The 19589-nt window shown below is 64.0% G+C and carries 19 protein-coding genes and 1 pseudogene; 3 read left to right on the forward strand and 17 right to left on the reverse strand.

The features are described 5' to 3' along the window. Window positions 1-4: 4 nt before the first annotated feature. From HCN58_RS23560 to HCN58_RS23620, 13 genes and pseudogenes are all read right to left on the reverse strand, one after another. The gene (locus tag HCN58_RS23560) at window positions 5-946 is read right to left on the reverse strand and encodes a dioxygenase family protein (RefSeq protein WP_171581747.1); all 942 of its coding nucleotides are present in this window, start codon (window positions 944-946) and stop codon (window positions 5-7) included. A gap of 234 nt (window positions 947-1180) precedes the next feature. After that, window positions 1181-1519: a hypothetical protein gene (locus HCN58_RS23565; protein ID WP_171581748.1), complete on the reverse strand. Its 339-nt coding sequence runs from the start codon at window positions 1517-1519 to the stop codon at window positions 1181-1183. Between the two features lie 90 nt (window positions 1520-1609). Further along, window positions 1610-2614, reverse strand: coding sequence for a WD40 repeat domain-containing protein (locus HCN58_RS23570; RefSeq protein WP_171581749.1), 1005 nt, complete (start codon window positions 2612-2614; stop codon window positions 1610-1612). Window positions 2615-2624: 10 nt separating this feature from the next. Next, window positions 2625-3695 (reverse strand): CobW family GTP-binding protein, encoded by a 1071-nt coding sequence (locus tag HCN58_RS23575; protein WP_171581750.1) that lies wholly within the window; start codon window positions 3693-3695, stop codon window positions 2625-2627. 110 nt (window positions 3696-3805) lie between these two features. Next, the gene (locus HCN58_RS23580) at window positions 3806-4675 is read right to left on the reverse strand and encodes a metal ABC transporter solute-binding protein, Zn/Mn family (RefSeq protein WP_171581751.1); all 870 of its coding nucleotides are present in this window, start codon (window positions 4673-4675) and stop codon (window positions 3806-3808) included. A gap of 2 nt (window positions 4676-4677) precedes the next feature. After that, window positions 4678-5547 (reverse strand): metal ABC transporter permease, encoded by an 870-nt coding sequence (locus HCN58_RS23585; RefSeq protein ID WP_171581752.1) that lies wholly within the window; start codon window positions 5545-5547, stop codon window positions 4678-4680. Further along, window positions 5547-6302 carry a metal ABC transporter ATP-binding protein gene (locus tag HCN58_RS23590; protein ID WP_171581753.1) on the reverse strand — a complete coding sequence of 252 codons (756 nt, stop codon included), beginning with the start codon at window positions 6300-6302 and terminating at the stop codon, window positions 5547-5549. The genes HCN58_RS23585 and HCN58_RS23590 overlap by 1 nt, the downstream gene beginning before the upstream one ends. A 2-nt stretch (window positions 6303-6304) precedes the next feature. Next, entirely contained in the window at window positions 6305-6484 is a 180-nt protein-coding gene (locus tag HCN58_RS23595; protein WP_171581754.1) for a hypothetical protein, read from the reverse strand. Between the two features lie 383 nt (window positions 6485-6867). After that, the gene (locus HCN58_RS23600) at window positions 6868-7047 is read right to left on the reverse strand and encodes a hypothetical protein (protein WP_171581755.1); all 180 of its coding nucleotides are present in this window, start codon (window positions 7045-7047) and stop codon (window positions 6868-6870) included. Between the two features lie 222 nt (window positions 7048-7269). Further along, complete coding sequence (locus HCN58_RS23605) at window positions 7270-7710, reverse strand: hypothetical protein (RefSeq protein ID WP_171581859.1); 441 nt, start codon at window positions 7708-7710, stop codon at window positions 7270-7272. Between the two features lie 59 nt (window positions 7711-7769). Continuing rightward, window positions 7770-8363, reverse strand: coding sequence for a permease (locus tag HCN58_RS23610; RefSeq protein WP_171581756.1), 594 nt, complete (start codon window positions 8361-8363; stop codon window positions 7770-7772). A gap of 144 nt (window positions 8364-8507) precedes the next feature. Beyond that, a pseudogene (crcB, locus tag HCN58_RS23615) lies at window positions 8508-8881 on the reverse strand (fluoride efflux transporter CrcB). A gap of 216 nt (window positions 8882-9097) precedes the next feature. Further along, entirely contained in the window at window positions 9098-9700 is a 603-nt protein-coding gene (locus HCN58_RS23620; RefSeq protein WP_171581757.1) for a superoxide dismutase, read from the reverse strand. 175 nt (window positions 9701-9875) lie between these two features. Between HCN58_RS23620 and HCN58_RS23625 the strand changes: the two genes are divergently transcribed. The 3 genes from HCN58_RS23625 (at window position 9876) to HCN58_RS23635 (ending at window position 12409) form a co-directional block, all read left to right on the forward strand. After that, window positions 9876-10415: a GNAT family N-acetyltransferase gene (locus HCN58_RS23625; RefSeq protein WP_171581758.1), complete on the forward strand. Its 540-nt coding sequence runs from the start codon at window positions 9876-9878 to the stop codon at window positions 10413-10415. Window positions 10416-10501: 86 nt separating this feature from the next. Further along, window positions 10502-11884, forward strand: a complete 1383-nt coding sequence (locus tag HCN58_RS23630) for an MATE family efflux transporter (protein WP_171581759.1) — start codon at window positions 10502-10504, stop codon at window positions 11882-11884. Between the two features lie 81 nt (window positions 11885-11965). Beyond that, complete coding sequence (locus tag HCN58_RS23635) at window positions 11966-12409, forward strand: DUF2147 domain-containing protein (RefSeq protein WP_171581760.1); 444 nt, start codon at window positions 11966-11968, stop codon at window positions 12407-12409. A 217-nt stretch (window positions 12410-12626) separates the two neighbouring features. Here HCN58_RS23635 and HCN58_RS23640 read toward each other — a convergent pair whose 3' ends face one another. The 4 genes from HCN58_RS23640 to HCN58_RS23655 all read right to left on the reverse strand — a co-directional run bounded on the left by HCN58_RS23640 (window position 12627) and on the right by HCN58_RS23655 (window position 19503). After that, on the reverse strand, window positions 12627-13781 hold the full coding sequence (locus HCN58_RS23640) for a DUF3095 domain-containing protein (RefSeq protein WP_171581761.1): 1155 nt from the start codon (window positions 13779-13781) through the stop codon (window positions 12627-12629). A 74-nt stretch (window positions 13782-13855) separates the two neighbouring features. After that, a complete protein-coding gene (gene htpG / locus HCN58_RS23645; RefSeq protein WP_171581762.1) occupies window positions 13856-15724 on the reverse strand; it encodes a molecular chaperone HtpG in 1869 nt (622 codons plus the stop codon). A gap of 90 nt (window positions 15725-15814) precedes the next feature. Beyond that, the gene (locus tag HCN58_RS23650) at window positions 15815-17794 is read right to left on the reverse strand and encodes an HlyD family type I secretion periplasmic adaptor subunit (protein WP_171581763.1); all 1980 of its coding nucleotides are present in this window, start codon (window positions 17792-17794) and stop codon (window positions 15815-15817) included. Beyond that, window positions 17791-19503 carry a type I secretion system permease/ATPase gene (locus HCN58_RS23655; protein WP_171581860.1) on the reverse strand — a complete coding sequence of 571 codons (1713 nt, stop codon included), beginning with the start codon at window positions 19501-19503 and terminating at the stop codon, window positions 17791-17793. Before HCN58_RS23655 ends, HCN58_RS23650 begins: the two co-directional genes overlap by 4 nt. Between the last annotated feature and the right edge of the window lie 86 nt (window positions 19504-19589).

Consider the following 19589-nt stretch of genomic DNA (forward strand, 5'->3'; position numbering starts at 1 on the left):
CGGGTTAGCCGCCGGCGCCCGCCGGGGCAGGTTCGCTTTTGGCCTGTTTCATGATTGCCGATGGATCGGCGCCGACGCGCCCGCTGGTCTTGTCGGCGGCGCTTTCGCGCGACAGCCGCATGTCGAAGCGGATGCTCGGCATGCCCTTGATCGGGCAGTCCGGATCGTTGGCCACCACATCGACGGCGAGATCGCCCGACGAGCCGAACACGACATCATCAGCCAGATGGGGATCGTCGCGCAGATAGAGCGCGGTCACCAGCTCACGATAGCCCGCAGCCCCAACCAGGAAGTGAATATGCGCCGGCCGCATGCCGTGCCGCGCCTGCGCTTTCACCATGGCGCCAACGGGTCCATCCATCGGGATCGAGTAGCCGAGCGGCTTTACGGTGCGGAGTACATAGAGGCCATCGGCATCGGTGGCGAACACACCGCGGTAGTCGACCGAAGTCGCGCTGGACTGGATGTCGTAGAGGCCGTCGGCTCCGGTTTGCCAGATCGAGACGGTGGCGTTGGCGACCGGCTTGCCGCCGGCATCGGTAACGCGGCCATACAGCACGCACTCGCTGCCCGGCTTCGGGTTTTTGGCGATCGAACTGCCGGCTGAAAGCGTCGGCGTGGCCTCGCGGTAGAACGGGCCGAGCAGGCTGGTGTGGGTGGCTTCCTCGAGCGCGGTCGCGTCGTGCAGTCCGTTGACGAGCGCCGAGAGGCCGAGCGTATCCGAGAGCAGGATGAATTCCTGCCGTTCCGGCGAGCACATCTTGCCGGCGGCAGTCATGAATTCGATGCCCTTGATCCATTCCGCCGGCGTCAGGTTGACCTCGCGGGCGAAGGCATGGAGGTGTTTTACCGCCGACGCCATGATCTCCTTCAGGCGAGGGTCCGGCGTCGTCGCCATCTGGTCGAGCACGGCGTCCGTGATCGTTTCCGGCGTTAGCTCACGCATGCGTCACTCCCTGAGCTGCCGGCTGTTACTCGACCTGCCGGCTGTTTTGCAGCAAGCCTAACCGCTTGTTGGGGATCAACACAAGGCGTTCGAAGGCAATGCCTGCGCCCTCTCATCCGAATTGATACGAGCGGATGGGGGTCACATGACTGCACAATGGTGCGTCAGACGCGCGCCATCAGGTCTCGCCAGCCCGCCAATTTTGCGATTGCACAATTTGCGACGGAAGTGGGATCATTTCTCGCGGATTGGCGGCGCAACCTTCTCCGCCGGCGCCGGCGGCAGCGCGGGCTGAGCGCCTGACTTCTGCGCATCCGGGTCGGGACGGGCCGGCTGCGGCGGAACGTCCGATGGCCTTTGACCAGTCGTAGGCGGTTCGGAGGGCGGTCCGGCCGGCTTCGTTTCCGCACCCGGCGTCGATTGTGTTGGCGGCGTCGCCTGTGCGATTCGTTGGGTATCGCCAGCCATAATCTCGGTCAGCGACAGCGCCGAAATGACCAGCCCGGCCGCGATCAGCATGGAGGCGAGCAGCATATCCGTTCGGTATTCGCGTTGGCGGTGATCGGCAGGCATTTGTTCGACCCACGAAATGGTTCGTGGGTTCAACGGCCGGCAAGGCGCATGGTTCCGCGGGGAACCTGCTGCGTAATCTGTCCGAGACGCCTAGAATTCCAGCATCCCGGCGTCGCCATCCTCGGTGCCGAACGCCAGCAGCGTGCCCTTCGCGTTCCAGGCCAGCGCCGAGATCGGCTCGCTGCCATTGCGGCGCACCAGAATTTCCGCGCCATCCTCGAGCCGCACGATCAGCACCGTGCCGTCGCTATAGCCCGCGGCCATGATGTCCTGCTTCGGATGACAGGCGACAATGGAGACGCGCGCCTGCAGCGGCGCCAGCATCGCCGGCTCCTTGCCCATCGGACCATCCTTGCTGTTGAACGGCCAGATGATTACGGTGTCGGCGCCCGACGTGGCGAGCCCCTTGCCGCCCGCGCTCCACGACATCGAGCGCACACGGCCCGGATAGCCGCTCATCCGCATGTGCCTGTTATCGGCAAGCCGCCAGCCGTGCAGCGCCGGCTCGTGCATGGCGGTGACTAGGAATTTGTTGTCGGGACTGAAGGTGACGGCGAGATGCGAGCCGGCCCATTCCAAAAATTCCGGCTTCGCCGCCATGTTGGGAAACCACAGCGTCACACCGTTGTAGTGGGCAACTGCCACGCGCAGGCCTTTTGGCGCAAACGCCAGGCCGCCGACGGTAGACGGCGCGTCAAAAGTCTTCTCCTCGCCCTTGCCGCTGCGGACGAATGCTGTCTTGCCTGCCGACCAGGCAAACGCGCCATCGGGATGCAGCGCGACATTATCGATCCAGCGCCGCTTTGCATCGGTCGCGAGCACCGACGTCTCGCCCTTTGCGTTCAATGAAACGAGCTTGCCGTCGTCGCCTCCGGTGACGACGCGCTTGCCATCCGACGCCGTACAGAGGATGGCGCCACCATGCACGTCTACACGGGAGACTTCGCCGGCTGCATCGGCCATGGCGACCTTTTCCTCGGCACAGACGAAGGCGGCGCGCTCGCCGAGAAAATGCACGGCGGAGACCTGTGCGCCCACCGCGACGGGTTTCACGCGATCGGTCAGAGATGCAATGGTCAGCTGATCGGAGGACATGGTTTCCGTCTCAGGCCGCAATGCAGCTTTCAAAACCCTCGCGGATTGCCTGCTCAGGCAATTCGCGGCCGATGAAGACGACGCGGCTTTCGCGCGGCTCGCCTTCCTTCCATTGCCGCTGATGATCGCCTTCCAGCATCATGTGCACGCCCTGGAACACGTAACGATCATCGTCATCGGTGAAGGAGAGGATGCCCTTCGAGCGCAGGATTTTTTGGCCCTCGGTAGCGACGAGGTTTTGCAGCCACGGCATGAATTTTGTGGGATCGAGCGGCTTGTCCGACCGCAGCGACAGCGATTGCATGTCCTCGTCGTGATAGTGCTTCAATCCGCCATGGCTATGACTGTGATCGTGGTGATTATGCTTATGGTTATGGTTATGGTCATGGCCGTGATCATGATCGTGGTGGTGATGATCGTCACCGGCGTCGAGGAATTCCGGCTCGATTTCCAGAATGCGATCGAGATCGAACGCGCCGCGTTCGAGCACGTCGGAAAGCGCCACCTTGCATCGCTCGGTGCGGTGCAGCTTTGCATATGGGTTGATGCCACGAATTCGGGCCTCGACTTCGGCGAGCTCCGGCTTGGAGACGAGATCGGTCTTGTTGAGCACGATGACGTCGGCAAACGCGATCTGGTTCTTGGCTTCGGGAGCGTCCTTCAGCCGGTCGCTCAGCCATTTCGCGTCGGCGACGGTGACGACCGCATCGAGTCGCGCGTTCTTTTGCACGTCCTCGTCGACGAAGAAGGTCTGCGCCACCGGAGCCGGATCGGCAAGGCCCGTGGTCTCGACGATGATGGCGTCGAACTTGCCCTTGCGCTTCATCAGGCCGTCCATGATGCGGACGAGGTCGCCGCGCACGGTGCAGCAAACGCAGCCATTGTTCATCTCGAACACTTCCTCGTCGGCGCCGATGATGAGGTCGTTGTCGATGCCGATCTCGCCGAATTCGTTGACGATGACGGCGTATTTCTTGCCGTGGTTTTCCGACAGGATGCGGTTGAGCAGCGTGGTCTTGCCGGCGCCGAGATAGCCCGTCAGCACGGTCACTGGAATTTTTTGGGACGAAAGTTCAGACATAATGGCTCCGGAACATCACTTTAGTTCAGCATGATCTTATCGGAAAACCGGTATCCACTTTTCCGGATCATGCTGTGGTCTGCCGCACCGGCAGCAGGGAGGCCCCTGCCCTATGGGCTCAGCGCGCTGGTCAGGGCCTTTATATTGTGCCTGACCATCGCAATGTAAGTGGGAGAATCGCCATTTTCGCCGGTCAGACTGTCGGAATAGAGCGTTCCGCCGACCTTGGCGCCGGTCTCGGCCGATATCCGGCCCATCAGCCGGGGATCGCTGATATTTTCGAGAAAGACTGCCGGTATTTTGGCCGCCCTGATCTGGGTGATGATCTTGGCGACATCGCGGGCACTGGCCTCGGATTCGGTCGAGACGCCGACTGGTGCGATGAATTCGATGCCATAGGCGGCGGCGAAATAACCGAACGCGCCGTGGGTCGAGATCACCTTGCGACGGCCTTCCGGAATTCTGGCGACCGCCTCGCGCACTTCGCGGTCCAGTGCGTCGAGCTCAGCCAGATAGGCGTTCGCATTGGATTTGAAGGCTGCGGCGTCAGCGGGAGCCGCTGCCACCAGCGCATCGCGGATATTGGTGACATAGATTTTCGCATTGGCGACGGATTGCCAGGCATGCGGATCGGCTTCCGAGCCGAGCTTGAGCGGCGTAATGCCGGTAGTCGTGGTAACGACGGTCGCCTTTCCGCCGGCGGACTTGACGAGCCGCGGCAACCAGCCCTCGAATCCCAGACCGTTAACGAACACAAGCTTTGCATCTGCAACCCGTTTGGCGTCCGAGGGCGCCGGCACATAAACATGCGCATCGCCGTCGGGCCCGACCAGCGTTGTGACCTCGACGTGATCGCCGCCGACTTGGCGGACGAAATCACTGAGGATCGAGAAGCTGGCGACGACGTTGAGGCGATCCGCGGCGCAGGCCGGGCTGACGACCGCGAGCATGGCGAGAGCGATAAGCCAATACCGGATCATGACTATGCCTCGAGGTGTCGGCCGGGAAACATCTGCCGGACCAGGCCGCTGACAGGGCCGAACAATAGCGAGGCGACATACAGCACCGCCGCGATCAGGATGATCGCGGGGCCCGAGGGAATTTTGGTCTGGAACGACAGCACCAGCCCGGCATAGCCCGAGGCAATCGCGCTTGCGACCGCGATGCAGATCATGCCGGTGATATCCCGCGACCAGAACCGGGCGATGCCGGCGGGCAGGATCATCAAGCCGACTCCGAGCAGCGTGCCGAGCGCGTGAAAGCCGTTGACGAGGTTGATCACGACCAGCGCCAGGAACGCCAGATGCGCGGGCGCGCCGGCGCGAGAGACGGTGCGCAGGAACACCGGATCGACGCATTCGATCACCAGCGGACGGTAGATCACCGCCATCACCAGCAGTGTGACGGTGGCATTGAAGGCGATCACCAGCAGCGTCTGGTCGTCCATTGCCAGGATGTTGCCGAACAGCACGTGCAGCAGGTCGATATTGGTGCCCTTGATCGAGACGATGGTGACGCCGACCGCCAGCGACACCAGATAGAAGGTCGCAAGCGAAGCGTCTTCCTTCAGCTCGGTATTGCGCGCGACGAGGCCCGCGAGCAGCGCGACGGTAAAGCCTGCGATTAACCCGCCGGTCGTCATCGCAAACAGATTGAGCCCCGAGACCAGGAAGCCGATCGCAGCCCCCGGCAGGATCGCGTGCGCCATCGCGTCGCCGACAAGGCTCATCCGCCGCAGCATCAGGAATACGCCGATCGGCGCCGCGCCGAGGGCGAGCGCGATGACGGCGGCGAGCGCGCGGCGCATGAATTCGAATTCGGTGAAGGGCGCGATCAGCGCGTCGTAAATCATCAGGCAGCCCGCGGCGGCCTATCGGCGGCGCAAGCCGCGGCGCTGTCGTCAAAGGCTTCGCACATCTTCATCGCCACCAGCAGGTTTTCCGGTGTCAGCACGTCGCCGGTCGGCCCCCACGCGACCGGCCCGCGCGCCAGCAGCAGGGTTTCGGGGAAATGGTTTCGCACCATCTCTAGATCGTGCAGCGCCGCCAGCACGGTGCGTCCCTCGCCATGCCAGCGCCTGACCAGCGCGATCAGGTCCGCCGAAGTCTTGGCGTCGATGGCGTTGAACGGCTCATCCAAGACGATCAGCCGCGCATCCTGCAGCAGCACCCGCGCAAACAGCATGCGCTGCATCTGCCCGCCGGACAGCGTGCCGATCGCGCGGTTTTCAAAACCGTTGAGTCCGACCGCGGCGAGCGCCGCCAGGATCTTGTCGCGCGCGGCCTTGCCGATGCCGCCGAACGGGCCCGTCGAACGCCACAGGCCGCTGCCGACGAAATCGAACACCGAGATCGGGAAGCTGCGGTCGATGTCGACGCTCTGCGGCAGATAGGCGATGTCCCTGCTATCGAGCCCGCCGAGATCGATCGCGCCGGACAGCGGCTTGAGGATGCCGGCGAGTCCCCGGAACAGCGTCGACTTGCCGGCGCCGTTCGGCCCGATCACCGCCACCAACGCGCCTGGCGCGACCTCGCCATTGAGGTGATGCACCGCCGGATGCCGGTCGTAGCCGAGCGTGACGTTTCGGAATTTGATCTGCGCGGCCATGCTCACCTCATCGCCACCAGGACAACGGCCCACAGAGCGGCTGAGACCGCGAGCGCTGCGGCAAGGCGGGCTGATACGGTCATCCGCAGGATCGACCAGGCCGCGGCCTGCGCCGGATGCGGGGTTGCCGGGCCGTGGCTGTGGGTGTGATGGGCGTGGTCGTGGGAATGGATGTGAGACATGGATCGACGTTATAATATAACATAACGGGAGTCCACGCGTCCGCATGAGCGCGAGTCGGTATTCTCCAAGCCCCCGACCGTCATGCCCCGCGAAAGCTGGGCATCCAGTACACCGCGGCTCATCGGTTCAATCACTGGCGTCTCTGGAATACTGGGGCACCCGCCTTCGCGGGTGACGACAACTGAATGTGAGGCGACGTTCTCGCGACACACTGTGCCCGAGCTTTGCTCTCGAACTGCCTGCCCTCTCCCATTGAGGGCGCAGGGAGGACCGGGTGCACGCCGCACCCGCGGTCTCGTGTGCCGCTGCGACAAAGAAAATGCACACGAGCATACAGGTTGGGCGGAGACATCCGGCCTTCCCTGCGCAATGGCTTTACGGCCTATTTCATGCTCTTCCCGGTGAACGGCTTTCTTGCCACCGTAGCTCCCCGTTCATCGCCGGGCTCATCGTCTTCATCGGCGCTGACACCATCATCACCAGTCTTCTGCAGGGCCTGAACTGGAAATCGCTCGCTGGACTTTGCGAAATCCTGCTCGCCTGGCTCGGCGTCGTAATCCACCTAGCCACACTTATAACGGCCCCGGCGAGCTTCACCGGGCTGGTATTTACGTTCTTGCTGCCCGGAATAGCTCAAGCCTACTGGATTTGGGGATTGGCCTGCGACGGGTGCTCTGCCTTACCAGCTGACGGTGATGTGTGGGGCGTGGCTCGCCCTGCTCGGGATCTGGATCGTTGCGAAGACGATGTTCGCCGGCGGGCGTGCGCCCCAGGCGAACTGACCTCACGGCTTCCCGATCACCATCGCAATCGCCGCCGCGAGAAACGGAAATGGCACCGATACCGCGGCGCGAAACCAGACGAAGCGGGCCGGCATGAACGGGATTTCCCAGAGAATCATGCGCTGAAAGGCGAACAGCGCCCAGGCGACGACGTAGGCGATCACCTGCGGGGTGCCGCCGCCGACCTTCAATGCGACCGCGCCGATCGAAAAACCGACCACTGGGCCGCCGGGCGTCGCCGCACCGGCGATCACGGCAGTCAGCACGCCGAGCCAGCCGCTGTCAGGCCCGAGCCAGCCGGTGATGACTTCGGGCGGGATGACGGCGGCGATGTAGCCCGATCCGACCACGCCGAGCGCGATGCGCGGTACGATGTTGAGAAAGTCCATGCTGCCTTCGCGCACCGACGATACCAGCACGACGCGCCCGCGCTGCCAGGCCATGAAGCCGAGAATGGCGACCGAGCCCCACAGGGTGATGTCGATGATCAGCGCAGACGCCGTCACGAAGGCTCGCCCTTCGGATAGATCCGCACGAAAACGATGCGGCCAAGCCAGCCGGCCAGCACCGGGATCGGCAGCGAGATCGCGATCCGCCAAAGCGTGAAGTCGGTGCCGAGAATCGGCAGCTCCCAGGCGACCGCGCGGCCGTAGCCGATCAGGGTCCAGCTCACGACCATGGCGATGGTGGCGCCGAAATCGGCGCCGACCGTCAGCAATGCCGCCGCCACTGGATAGGCGGTGAAGGGACCGCCGGGCAGGATCGCCCCGAACGCCGTTCCGATCAAAAGTCCCTTCAGGCCTGATTTCGGGCCGAGCGAGCGCGAGACTTTTTCGTGCGGCAGGATTTCCGCGATGAACGCGCCGAGCAGGCAGCCGGCCAGCACGCGCGGGATGATTTCACCGAACAGCCACAGGTCGTGCGTGAGGATGTTGAGCACGCCGTCGATGCCGTCGCGCCGCCACACCAGCGCGGCGCAGATCGCGACGAGCGCGCCGATCACGATCATCGACCAGCCGACCGGCTTGCGGGCACGCCGGGGTTTTGGCTCGGCATCGTCGGCTGGCGTCGGGTCTTTTAGGGGAGGTTCTGACAAGGCTGTGGGGTTTGGCGGTGAAGCGAATCCATCCTGCTTAGTCCCGCCCTTGTGGCGAAGCAAACGGAAGCTGGGCGACACCCCATGCACATCTCAAGGAGGCCCATGCGAGGGCATCAGGCGGCCCGTGTTCGGGCGCTTGGTTCAGGTGAACTGCCGCACCAGCGCGAGACCGCCGAACAGCCCGGCGATCGAGAGCATGACGGAGCCAGCCACGTAAAGCGCCGCCAGCCCGAGCTCGCCGCGCTCGTAGAGCAGCGCCGCATCGAGCGAGTAGGCCGAGAACGTCGTGTAGCCGCCGAGCACGCCGGTCATCAAAAACAGCCGCCAGGGCTGCGACGCCTCGCCCTTGAAGGCGAGATAACCCGCGATCAGCCCCCTCACGGTCGAGCCCGTGATGTTGATGATGAAAGTGCCCAGGGAAAGCCGATGCCAAGGCAGCGGGCGCAGGTGAGATTGATAAGATGGCGCAGCCTCGCGCCGAGGCCGCCACCGAAAAAGACCAGCAAATAGCTCATCGCAGCATTTTTCCAAGTCAGCGAAGTCACTCCGGCAAGCCGCTTGTGCCGCAAGCAGGCGATGGCGGCAAGGATCGGAAGGCACACATGCGAACGAAAGGGCGGCAGCCGCAGCTACCGCCCTCGAAACTATTTCGCTGTCATTCAGGGGCGAGAAGTGAACCCGGAATCTCGAGATTCCGGGTTCGCGCTACGCGAGCCCCGGAACGACCGGGCTTAAGCTCCAGCCTTACCGAACAGCTCGTCGACGTAGTCCCAGTTGATCAGGTTATCGCAGAACGCCTTCAGATAGTCGGGACGACGGTTGCGATAGTCGATGTAGTAAGAGTGCTCCCAGACATCGCAGCCGAGTATCGGCGTCGCGCCGTAAACCAGTGGGCTCTCGCCGTTCGCGGTCTTGGAGATTTCGAGCTTGCCGTTCTTGACCGACAGCCAGCACCAGCCGGAGCCGAACTGGCCGACGCCGGCGGCGGCGAAATCGGCCTTGAACTTTTCGAGACCGCCGAGGTCTTCGGTGATCTTCTTTTCCAGACGGCCGGGCAGCTTGGTGCCGCCGCCATTTGGCTTCATCCAGTTCCAGAAATGCAGATGGTTGTAATGCTGGCCGGCATTGTTAAACACGGCCGGATTCTTGCCGAACGAACCCTTGACGATCTCCTCCAGGGACTTGCCTTCGAATTCAGTCCCCTTGATCGCGTTGTTTCCGTTGGTCACGTAAGCCTGGTGATGCTTGTCGTGGTGGTATTCCAGCGTTTCCTTGGACATGTGGGGCGCAAGGGCGTCGTGGGAATAGGGGAGATTGGGCAGCGTGAAGGTCATGGGGTGATGTCCGAACTGATGGGAGACGTGGTCTAACGGGAACTCTTATAGAAGGTTCCATTGCGCATAAACACAGCAATTTGGCAAGAACGGGAAGGCTCCCGGTAATGCCGCTCCGCGTCCAGCGTATGATGGGGTATGGCAACCACAAGCATTGGCGCGACATGGTAATCAAATGAGCATCGAGATCGACGTCCTGAACGGGGATTCCTCATGGCCGCGGGCCGAACCGCTGATGCAGGCGGTCTGGCCGCGCCATGTCGTGGAAAAATTGTCCTGGGGGCACGTCAAATGGGCCCATGCGGATCTGCGCGTGCTGATTGACGCACCGGAGGATGCAGAGAGGCCGGGTCTTGCCTGCCATGTCGGCATCTATTTCCGCACCGCCATTTGGGACGGGCGCAAGGTTCAGATCGGCGGCATTGGCGGCGTCTCGACCCGCGAGGATTGCCGGGGACGCGGATATGCCACACTGGCGCTCAATGCTGCGATCAGGACTCTGCGCGACCACGAAGCGGTGCGGTTTGCGATGTTGTTCTGCGAGCCGCACAACGAAACGTTCTATCAGGCGCGCGACTGGCATGCGTTCAACGGCGAGGTCTATGCCGAGCAGCCGGAGGGAAGAATTCGCTTCGAGGCCATGGCGCCATACGTGTTCGATTTCACGCGCAAGCCGCGCGATGGAATAATTGACCTATGCGGCTTGCCGTGGTGACCCCTGCACTAGCGCGGGTAGCGTGCACAGGGCCGGCCGGATAATATGTCGTGCGTAATCTATTCGATTTGGATCACCGGTGACGCATGACCATTGATGCCCGGCTCGACATGCGTCCCACCGCGCTACCATCAGCTCCGACCATCGCGCTCCTCACCTCGCCGATTCTGCCGACGCTGTTGAAGCTAGCGCTTCCCAATGCGATTGCCATGGTCGGCACGACGCTGGTTGCGGTCGCCGAGACCTCCTATATCGGCCGGCTCGGCACCGAGCCGCTCGCAGGGATAGCGCTGGTGTTTCCTTTCGTCATGCTGACGCAGATGATGTCGGCCGGCGCGATGGGCGGCGGCGTTTCGTCAGCCGTCAGCCGTGCGTTGGGCGCTGGTGACCGCGACCGTGCGGCGACATTGGCGCTGCACGCGGCGATGATCGGCGCCTGCGCCGGGCTATTTTTCACGGTAATGATGCTGGCCTTCGGCCGCGATTTTTACTCGCTGCTCGGCGGACGCGGCGGCGTGCTCCAAGAGGCGATGCAGTACTCGCACGTGCTGTTCGCCGGCGCGATCGCGATCTGGCTGGTCAATACGCTGGCTTCGGTCGTGCGCGGCACCGGCGACATGCGGATTCCATCGGTGACATTGATCGGCACCGCGCTGGTGCAGATTGCGGTCGGCGGCGCGCTGGGCCTCGGGCTGTTCGGCCTGCCGAAATTCGGCATGGGCGGCGTCGCCGCGGGCCAGTTCACCGCTTTCACGCTGGGCGCGATGTTTCTCGCCTGGTATCTCGTCAGCGGCCGCAGTCGGCTGACGCTGAACTTCGCGGGCTTCAAATTCCAGCGCGACATGTTCTTTGACATTCTCAAGGTCGGCGCGGTGTCCTGCCTGGCGCCGCTGCAAACCGTGCTGACGGTGCTGATCTTCACCAAAATCCTGGCCGGCTACGGTGCCGAGACGTTGGCCGGTTACGGCATGGGCTCGCGGCTGGAGTTCTTGCTCACGCCGATCGCATTCGCCTTCGGCGTCGCCTCGGTACCGATGGTCGGCATGGCCATGGGCGCGGGCCTTGTGACGCGCGCGCGCCAGGTGGCCTGGATCGCCGGCGCTGCAGCCGGTATCACCGTGGGCGCCATTGGATTGATCGTCGCGGCAAAACCGTCGCTCTGGATTTCGATGTTCACCAGCGATCCCGGCGTCACCGCCGCGGCTCACGCCTATTTCACCTGGGCAGGCCCGGCGTTCGTCTTCTTCGGCATTGGCGTGTGCCTCTATTTCTCTTCGCAGGGTGCCGCAAAGGTCGGCGGTCCCGTGATGGCCGGCACCGCAAGATTGCTGATGGTCGGAGGCGGCGGCTGGTGGCTGGCCTCCACGGGATCACCGGCATGGACCTTGTTTGCGCTGGTGGGCGCGGCGATGGCCGTTTACGGCCTCGGCACGGCGCTGTCAATTCGATTGACCCGCTGGAGCAAATGACAACGGAAAGTTGCACTCGATCCGACGTTGCACAAATCTGATTTGTTGCTATGCAGGCCTGCTTTTTCGAAGGAATGATTCATGGCTTGCAGAACGGCTCTCTTCATCGCGATCTCGGCGGCATTGCTGGCCTCGCCATCCGCTTCTGCGCAAGGCACAGGCGAGCCGGCCGGCGTCTGGCTGACCCAGGCGGGCGATGCCAGGGTGAAGGTCAGCAAATGCGGCGGCGGTCTCTGCGGCGTGATCGTCGGACTGAAGGAGCCGGTCGATCCCGCTACCGGCAAGCCCCAGGTCGATGACAAGAATCCGAACCCGGCCCTGAAGCGGCGGCCGATGATCGGACTGCCGCTGTTCAGCGGCATGACCCCCAGCGGTCCCAACAAATGGTCGGGCCAGATCTACAACGCCGATGACGGCGGCACTTACGCCAGCAGCGTCTCGGTGACGGGTCCGGACACGCTAAAGGTCGAAGGCTGCGTCGGCGCGCTCTGCGGCGGCGAAACCTGGACACGCGTGGGGCGGTAAGCGGGTTCGAGCTACTCCTTGATGCTGCCGATGCGGCGGCGCGAGCCCACCCTAGCCCTCCCCGCAAGCGGGAGAGGGAATTCAGCTCGTTTGCGGCAGCAGCCTCTATCCACGCAGCGCACTGGAGCTCCCTCTCCCGCTTGCGGGGGAGGGCTGGGGTGGGGGTGTCCCCGCATATTCAATCGGCAGATGTATCCGCAAATTCTCGCGCCGCGCTTCACGCCGCCATCGCCTTCAGCGCTGAGGCCGCCGACGCGTAACCGCCGCGGGCGCCGTCGATAAAGTGGACGTGATCGCTGCGCATCACCGAGGGCGCGAAGCAGGTCATCATCGCGGCGTCCTGCCGGTGCAGGCCGTAGCGCACGATCTTGCTGGAAGCGGCCTGTGCGAGAAGCTCCGTCAGCGCGCGTTCGAGCTCGACCGTGCAATCGAGGATCATCCGCAGGCCGTCGTCATACTTGCGGAAGTCGGAATTCTCCACCACCTGCTGCACGTAGTTCTTCGGCACGAAATTGCCGACCTTGATGCCGAACCGCATCACCACATAGGCCCAGAGCGTGACGGCGAGCACGACGGTGCGCCGCTTCAGCAGCGGCCCGCCGCGTGCGGCGCGCGCCTCATATTCGACGCCGGCCGGCGGCCAGCGCAGTGGCGGTCCATCCGGCGGCACCGGCCGGCCCGCATCCGGGCTCTGCTCGACCAGCTTGATGACGTCCTCGATCACCTTGCGGAAGGCGTGCGGATCGGCGCCCTTGGCCGGCACCACCAGCACCGACAGGATGAGCCCGCGGGAAGAAGGAATTTCCTCGAACCGGCACGACAGCCCCGACAAATCGGGCTGCGTTCCCGGTTCCGCCGGCGGGACCGCGAATTCGCCCCGCTTCATCGCGGCATCCGCCCATCCCAGCCCGCCGCCGGAAAACATCGCATAGGACAGATTGGACGACGGCCCGAACCGGGCAACTCTGATATCGAGGCCGTGCGCGCGGATCTCCCTTACCGACACCAGCGCCACCCGCATCGTCAGATCGAGATCAGCCCTGACCCAAGCCGCGGTCGCCGCCAGCGCCTCGCGCGCGTGCGAAAGATCGGCCGGCGCCACCGCAAAGCTCGCACCATCGCCGCCGAACACGAACGGAAATTCGCGCCCGCCCAGCGCATTGGTCACGGCCGCGATCACGGCGGCGCCGGCCATGTTGACCGCCTTATAGCGCTGATTGGCGATCGCCTTGGTCGACTCGACGATGTCGGCGACACCGATGGTCCAGTCGTCCGGCAATGGCGTATACAGCGCCGGGTCCATCAGGCTGCCGAAGCCGCGAAAGACCGGGATCGAGCCGTAGAAAATGTCGGTGCCGTCAGACGTCGTCATGGCGGTATCCCGATTCACCTCTCTAGCAGATACGGCCGGTCTTGCTATCCGGTTCACGCAGGCGACCGAATGTCCTACACCTTCGCGATCCCCCGCAGCACCAACTGGTTCAGCCGGCTGGCAAACGCCGCCGGATCTTCCGGCAATTCACCATCGAGGATCTGCGCCTGCTCCAATAGCAGGAACGACAGGTCCCTGGCCGCGTCCTTGTCGCCGGCAATGGCCACGACCAGCGGATGGCGCATGTTGACCTCGAGGATCGGCTTGGTGGTCGGGCCCTTGTTCTGCATCGCGAGCAGCCGCTCGAGCATGCGGTCCTGCGCGCCGCCGCCAGCGACGAGGCACGACGCGCTCGAGGTCAGCCGCTGCGAGGCGCGCACGTCGGAGACGCGCTCTCCGAGCGCGTCCTTGATCAGCGCGATCGTCGTGGCTTCATCCGCGCCGGCTTCGTCCTTCTTGTCCTCGGCCTTTTCGTCCAGGAGCGGGATCAGCCCGAAATCGATATCGCCCTGGCTCAACGACTTCAGCGGCTTGCCGCCGAAATCGAGCGATGCGGAGGTCCAGAATGCGTCGACCGGATCGGTCAGCAGCAGCACCTCGATGCCGCGGGCGGTTGCGGATTCGAGCTTCGGATTCGACTTCAGCCGTTCGACGCTCTCGCCGGTAAGATAATAGACGTCGGTTTGGTTCGGCCTGAGGTCCTCGACATATTGCTTGAGCGAACGCTTCTCGCCCTTCGTCGTCGTGAAGCGCGACAATGCGAGCAGCTTTTCGCGGCGCTCAAAGTCCTCCCAGATACCTTCCTTGATCACAGGGCCGAACGCGTCCCAGATTTTTGCGAACGCTTCCGGCTCCTTTTCGCCGAGGCTTTCCAGCTCCGATATCACGCGGCCGGTTACCGCTTTACGGATTTGCGCGAGCTGCGGATTGTTCTGCAGCATCTCGCGCGAGATGTTGAGCGGCAGGTCCTCGCTGTCGATCACGCCGCGGACGAAGCGCAAATAGGCCGGCAACAGATCAGCGTCGTCGGCGATGAAGACGCGGCGTACATAAAGCTTCACCTTGCCCTTACGCGCCTGATCGAACAGGTCGAACGGCTTTGTCGATGGCGCAAACAGCAGCACCGCGTAAGACTGCCGGCCCTCGGCGCGATAATGCAGCGTCATCGCCGGCTCGTCGAAGGCGCCTGCGACCTGCCGATAGGCCTGCTTGTAGTCCTCGGGCTTGAGCTCCGATTTCGGCCGCTGCCACAGCGCGCTGGCCGAATTGATCTGGCGCGGCTCGCCCTCCTCCTGCACCAGTTCGATCGGAAACTGGATGTTGTCGGACCAGGCGCGGACGATACGTTCGATCTCGTACGTCTCGAGATATTTTGATGCGTCTTTCTTCAGGTGCAGGACGATCTCGGTGCCGCGCGTGACGCGCTTGGCATCCTCGTCGCTGGCTTGGGCGATTTCAAATCCGCTGCCGCCGGAAGCCGACCAGACGAAGACCTGATCGGAACCGGCGCGGCGACTGGTGACGACGATGCGCTCGGCGACCATGAACGCTGCATAAAAGCCGACGCCGAACTGGCCGATCAGATTGGCGCCGTCCTTGGCCTCGGTGAGGCGCGAGAGAAACGATTTTGTGCCGGAGCGCGCGATGGTGCCGAGATTGTCGATCAGTTCCTGCCGGTCCATGCCGATGCCGCTGTCGACGACGCTGAGCGTATTGGCCTTCTTGTTCGGCGCGATCCAGATCTTGGGCGGCGCACCGTCGGCGATCAGCTCGGGCGCTGATATCGCCTCATAGCGCAGCTTGTCGCAAGCATCAGAGGCGTTCGAAATCAATTCGCGCAGAAAAATATCGGTCTCGGAGTAGACCGAGTGCACCATCAGGTTCAGAAGTTCGGCAACCTCGGCCTGGAACGGCTGGGATTCGGGGGCGGTGGTCGTGGTCATAGGGGGCTCACAAGACAAACCGGGAGGGAAAGCCCTGATATAGCGTGACCATCTGAGGTGGCAAGGCCGGCCGGGGCGCCCGGAACGCCCTCACCGCTCGACGAAGGCGCGCTGGAACTGATCCAGAATCGGCTTGAACAAATAGCTGAGCATGGTCCGGCTGCCGGTCTGCATGAACACTTCCGCGGGCATGCCCGAGCTGAGCTGCAGCCCGGCGAGCCGGCGGCGTTCTTCTTCCGGCAGCATGATCCGGACCGTGAAATAGGACGTGCCGGTCTGCTGGTCGCGGGTGGTATCGGGCGAGACATACGACACCTGACCGATCAATTGCGGCGTCACCCGCTGGTTGAAGGCCGAGAAGCGAACAAAGGCCTGCTGGCCCTTGCGTACCTGATCGATATCGTTCGGCTGCAACCGCGCCTCGATCTGCAGATCATCGGAATCGGGGACCACTTCCATGACGGTGTCGCCCCCGCGAATGACACCGCCGATGGTGTGCACGGTGAGCTGATGAATCACGCCCGACGTCGGCGCGCGCATCTCGATGCGCTCGAGCACGTCGCGTGCCGCGATGCTTCGTTCGCTGAGTTCGGCTTCCTTGCCCTGCGCCTCGCCGAGCTCCTTGACGACTTCCGTCCGTACGTCCTGGTCGAGCCTGACCATCTGAAGCTTCGCCTCGTCGACCTTGGTTTTGGTCTCTGCGATCGTGGAGAGCAACTGGCCGCGTTCGCCTTCGATTCTCGCGCTCTCGCGCTGCAAGGTCGTGAGCCGCGCCAGCGGGACCAGACGCTTGTCGAAGAGGTCCTGGACGCCGGTGAGTTCGCCGGTGATCAGTTCCAGTTGCTTGGCCTTGGACGCAACCTGCGCGTCGAGACCAACGATCTCGTCGCCAAGCTGCGACACCTTGCTCTGCAACAGCTCCTTCTGGCTCTCGCGCGCCGTCACTCGCGCCCTGAATAGCGAGGCCTCGGAAGCGAGCAGCGTCTTGACACTGGGATCGTCAAGCCGCGCCGACATCTCGGCCGGTATCGCAGGCCGGGGCAGACCGTCGCGCTCGGCGGCCAGCCGCGCGATCTTCGCCCGCACTTCATCGAGCTGCTTGCTCACCACCTGCAGACTGGCCTGCGCCTGCGTCGAATCCAGCCGCAGCAACAGATCGCCGGCATTGACCCGCATGCCGTTGTGGACCGGGATCTGCGCGACCACGCCGCCGGTCGGATGCTGGATGGTCTTGACGTTGGACTGAACCACCAGATTACCCGGCACCACGACGGCGCCCGACAGCGGCACCAGCGCCATCCAGCTACCGGCCAGCCCGCCGACGACGAGCAGCGCCCGCAAGCCCGTCCGCAATTCGCGCTCGAAGGCGCGCGCCGCCCGCAGCACGATACTTTCGCCGGGCGCGCCCGCCACATCCGCCGCGGCATCGCGATTGGCAAGGAATGCGACGCCTGCGGTCAGGCCATTGCGGACGACCCGCGTCACGGAACGCTCGCGCGGCACCGGCCCCGCCGGGCTCGGCGGCGCCAGTTGGGGCGCCTCGATGCGAGGCGGTTCTCGCGTATCGTCGATCTGCAAAAGCTCCGGTCTCGACCTCGGCATGTTGATGAGCGAGGGATCATCGGGCGCGAGGATTGGACCGCGCGCATGCCGTTCATTCAGCCATGAATTGCCTGCCGGGCCGCGGGCGCTGCCCGCCGGTGGCGGCGTGAACTGCGGCTCACGCGCGACGCGGCCACGGCGCGGCGGCGGCGGCTCGCCGTCAACATCGTCGGACTGTGATCCAAAGGGGCCGAGCCAATCCAGCACCCTGCCCATCTTGCTCTTTTTTTTCGACCGCTTCGGCCGGGCGGGACGCGAACGCCGTGCGCCCGGAGGTGCTTCGTCATTCGCCGGTCGACGAAGCGGCGGCCGCTGGTCTTGCAGATTGTCCTGCTCGAAAGCCTGCCGCAATCGCTGCAATTCGAGGATCAGCGCTTGGCCCTGCGGCGCCACGACGCCTTCATCCGTTCCACCGACCCGGCGTCGCGCTACTCTTTCATCGGCACGCAAGTGATCGAAATTCTTCATGATGAAACACTCTCGGCAAGTGATGCGCGCTGATCTGCCTTTGCCTGCGGTGGGGGCGGCGATCCCGGCGCCGCTTTGCCACCAGCGTTGCGGACGCGCGCGAAGACTTCTTCGCGCGGGCCGAACGCGATCGCCTTGCCCTCATAGAGCACCATCGTCATATCAAGCGCGGAGAGTGCGCTCGGGCGGTGCGAGATGACGACGACGATGGATTTGTTCTGGCGCATGATGGCGATGGCGCGGGTCAGGGCATTCTCACCGTCGGCATCCAAATTGGCGTTTGGCTCGTCGAGAACGATTAGAAACGGATCGCCGAATACCGCCCGCGCCAGGCCAACCCGCTGCTTCTGGCCTGCCGAGAGCGAGATGCCGCCCGCCCCTATTCGCGTCGCATAACCTTCCGGCAGGCGCAGGATGATGTCATGGACGCCGGCGATCTGGGCGGCCTTGAGGATGGCATCCGAGCTCGCGTTCTCGTCGAAACGGCAAATGTTCTCCGCCACAGTGCCGTCGAACAGGCCGACATCCTGCGGCAGATAACCGATGTGCCGGCCGAGATCCTCGTTGCGCCATTGATCGAGAGCGGCGCCGTCAAGCCGCACGGCGCCCCGATGCGCCGGCCAGATTCCAACCAGCGCCTTGGAAAGCGAGGTCTTGCCCGACGCGCTTGCGCCGAGCAGCGCCAGCCCCGCGCCGGCCTTGAGCGAAAACGTCACACCAGATACGATCGGCATGTCGAAGCCGGGCGCGGCCACCGCGAGGTTCTGCACCGACAATTCGCGGCAGGGACGCGGTAGCAAGACCGGCGGCGCCGGCGGCGGCGCGGTCGCCTTGCAGATGTCGCGCAGGCGCGTGAGCCCCTGGCGGGCAGCGGCCAGTTGCTTCCAGGTGCCGAGCGCGATTTCGACGGGTGCGAGCGCGCGCCCCATCAGGATCGACGACGCGATCATGACGCCGCCCGACGCCTTGTCAGCCACGACGAGATAGGCGCCGATACCGAGCATTCCCGATTGCAGAATGTAGCGCAGCACCTTCGCCGCCGAGCCGAGATTGGCATACACGTCGGTGGCGCGGATGTTTTCCTGCAGGTAACGCTCATTGGCCTGCGACCAGCGTGCCGTCAACCGATCCGTCATGCCGAGCGCGCGGACGATTTCCGCGTTGCGCTGCGTCGCGTCCGCCAGCACCTGCCGTTGCGCATTCATGTCCATCGCCGTCTTGGACGCGCCGCGCGATATCCGTTCGGTCAGCAACGTCATGGCGATGATCGCTGCAGTACCGAGCAGCGCCGTGAAGCCGATGGCGGGGTGAAACAGAAACAGCCCGATCAGAAAGACCGGAATCCAGGGCATGTCCAGGAACGCCGTCGGCCCCATGCCCGACATGAAAGTGCGCACCTGGTCGAGATCGCGCAACGGCTGCTGCATCAGCACCGGTTTCACGCCGCGCAGCGGCAAGGTGGCGAGCGCCGAATGGATCGAGCCCTGCAGGCCGGCATCGAACAGCGTTGCGATCCGGCACAGCATCCGCGCCCGCATCGCGTCGAAATATCCCTGCACCAGATAGGCGAACAGCACCATCAGGGATAGGCCGAACAGGGTCGCGAGGTTGCGGCTCGGAATCACCCGATCGTACACCTGCAACATATAGAGTGAGCCCGACAGCATCAGGACGTTGATGACGCCGCTGAATACGGCGACGCCGATCATGCGGCGCGCGCTGGCGCGCAGCGCGTTCGTGACCGGATCGTCAGCGGCCAGCGTCGAAAGCAAGCCCGAAACTGCGCGGGGCGTCG

It is taken from the genome of Bradyrhizobium australiense, assembly GCF_013114825.1.
Lineage (GTDB): Bacteria > Pseudomonadota > Alphaproteobacteria > Rhizobiales > Xanthobacteraceae > Bradyrhizobium > Bradyrhizobium australiense.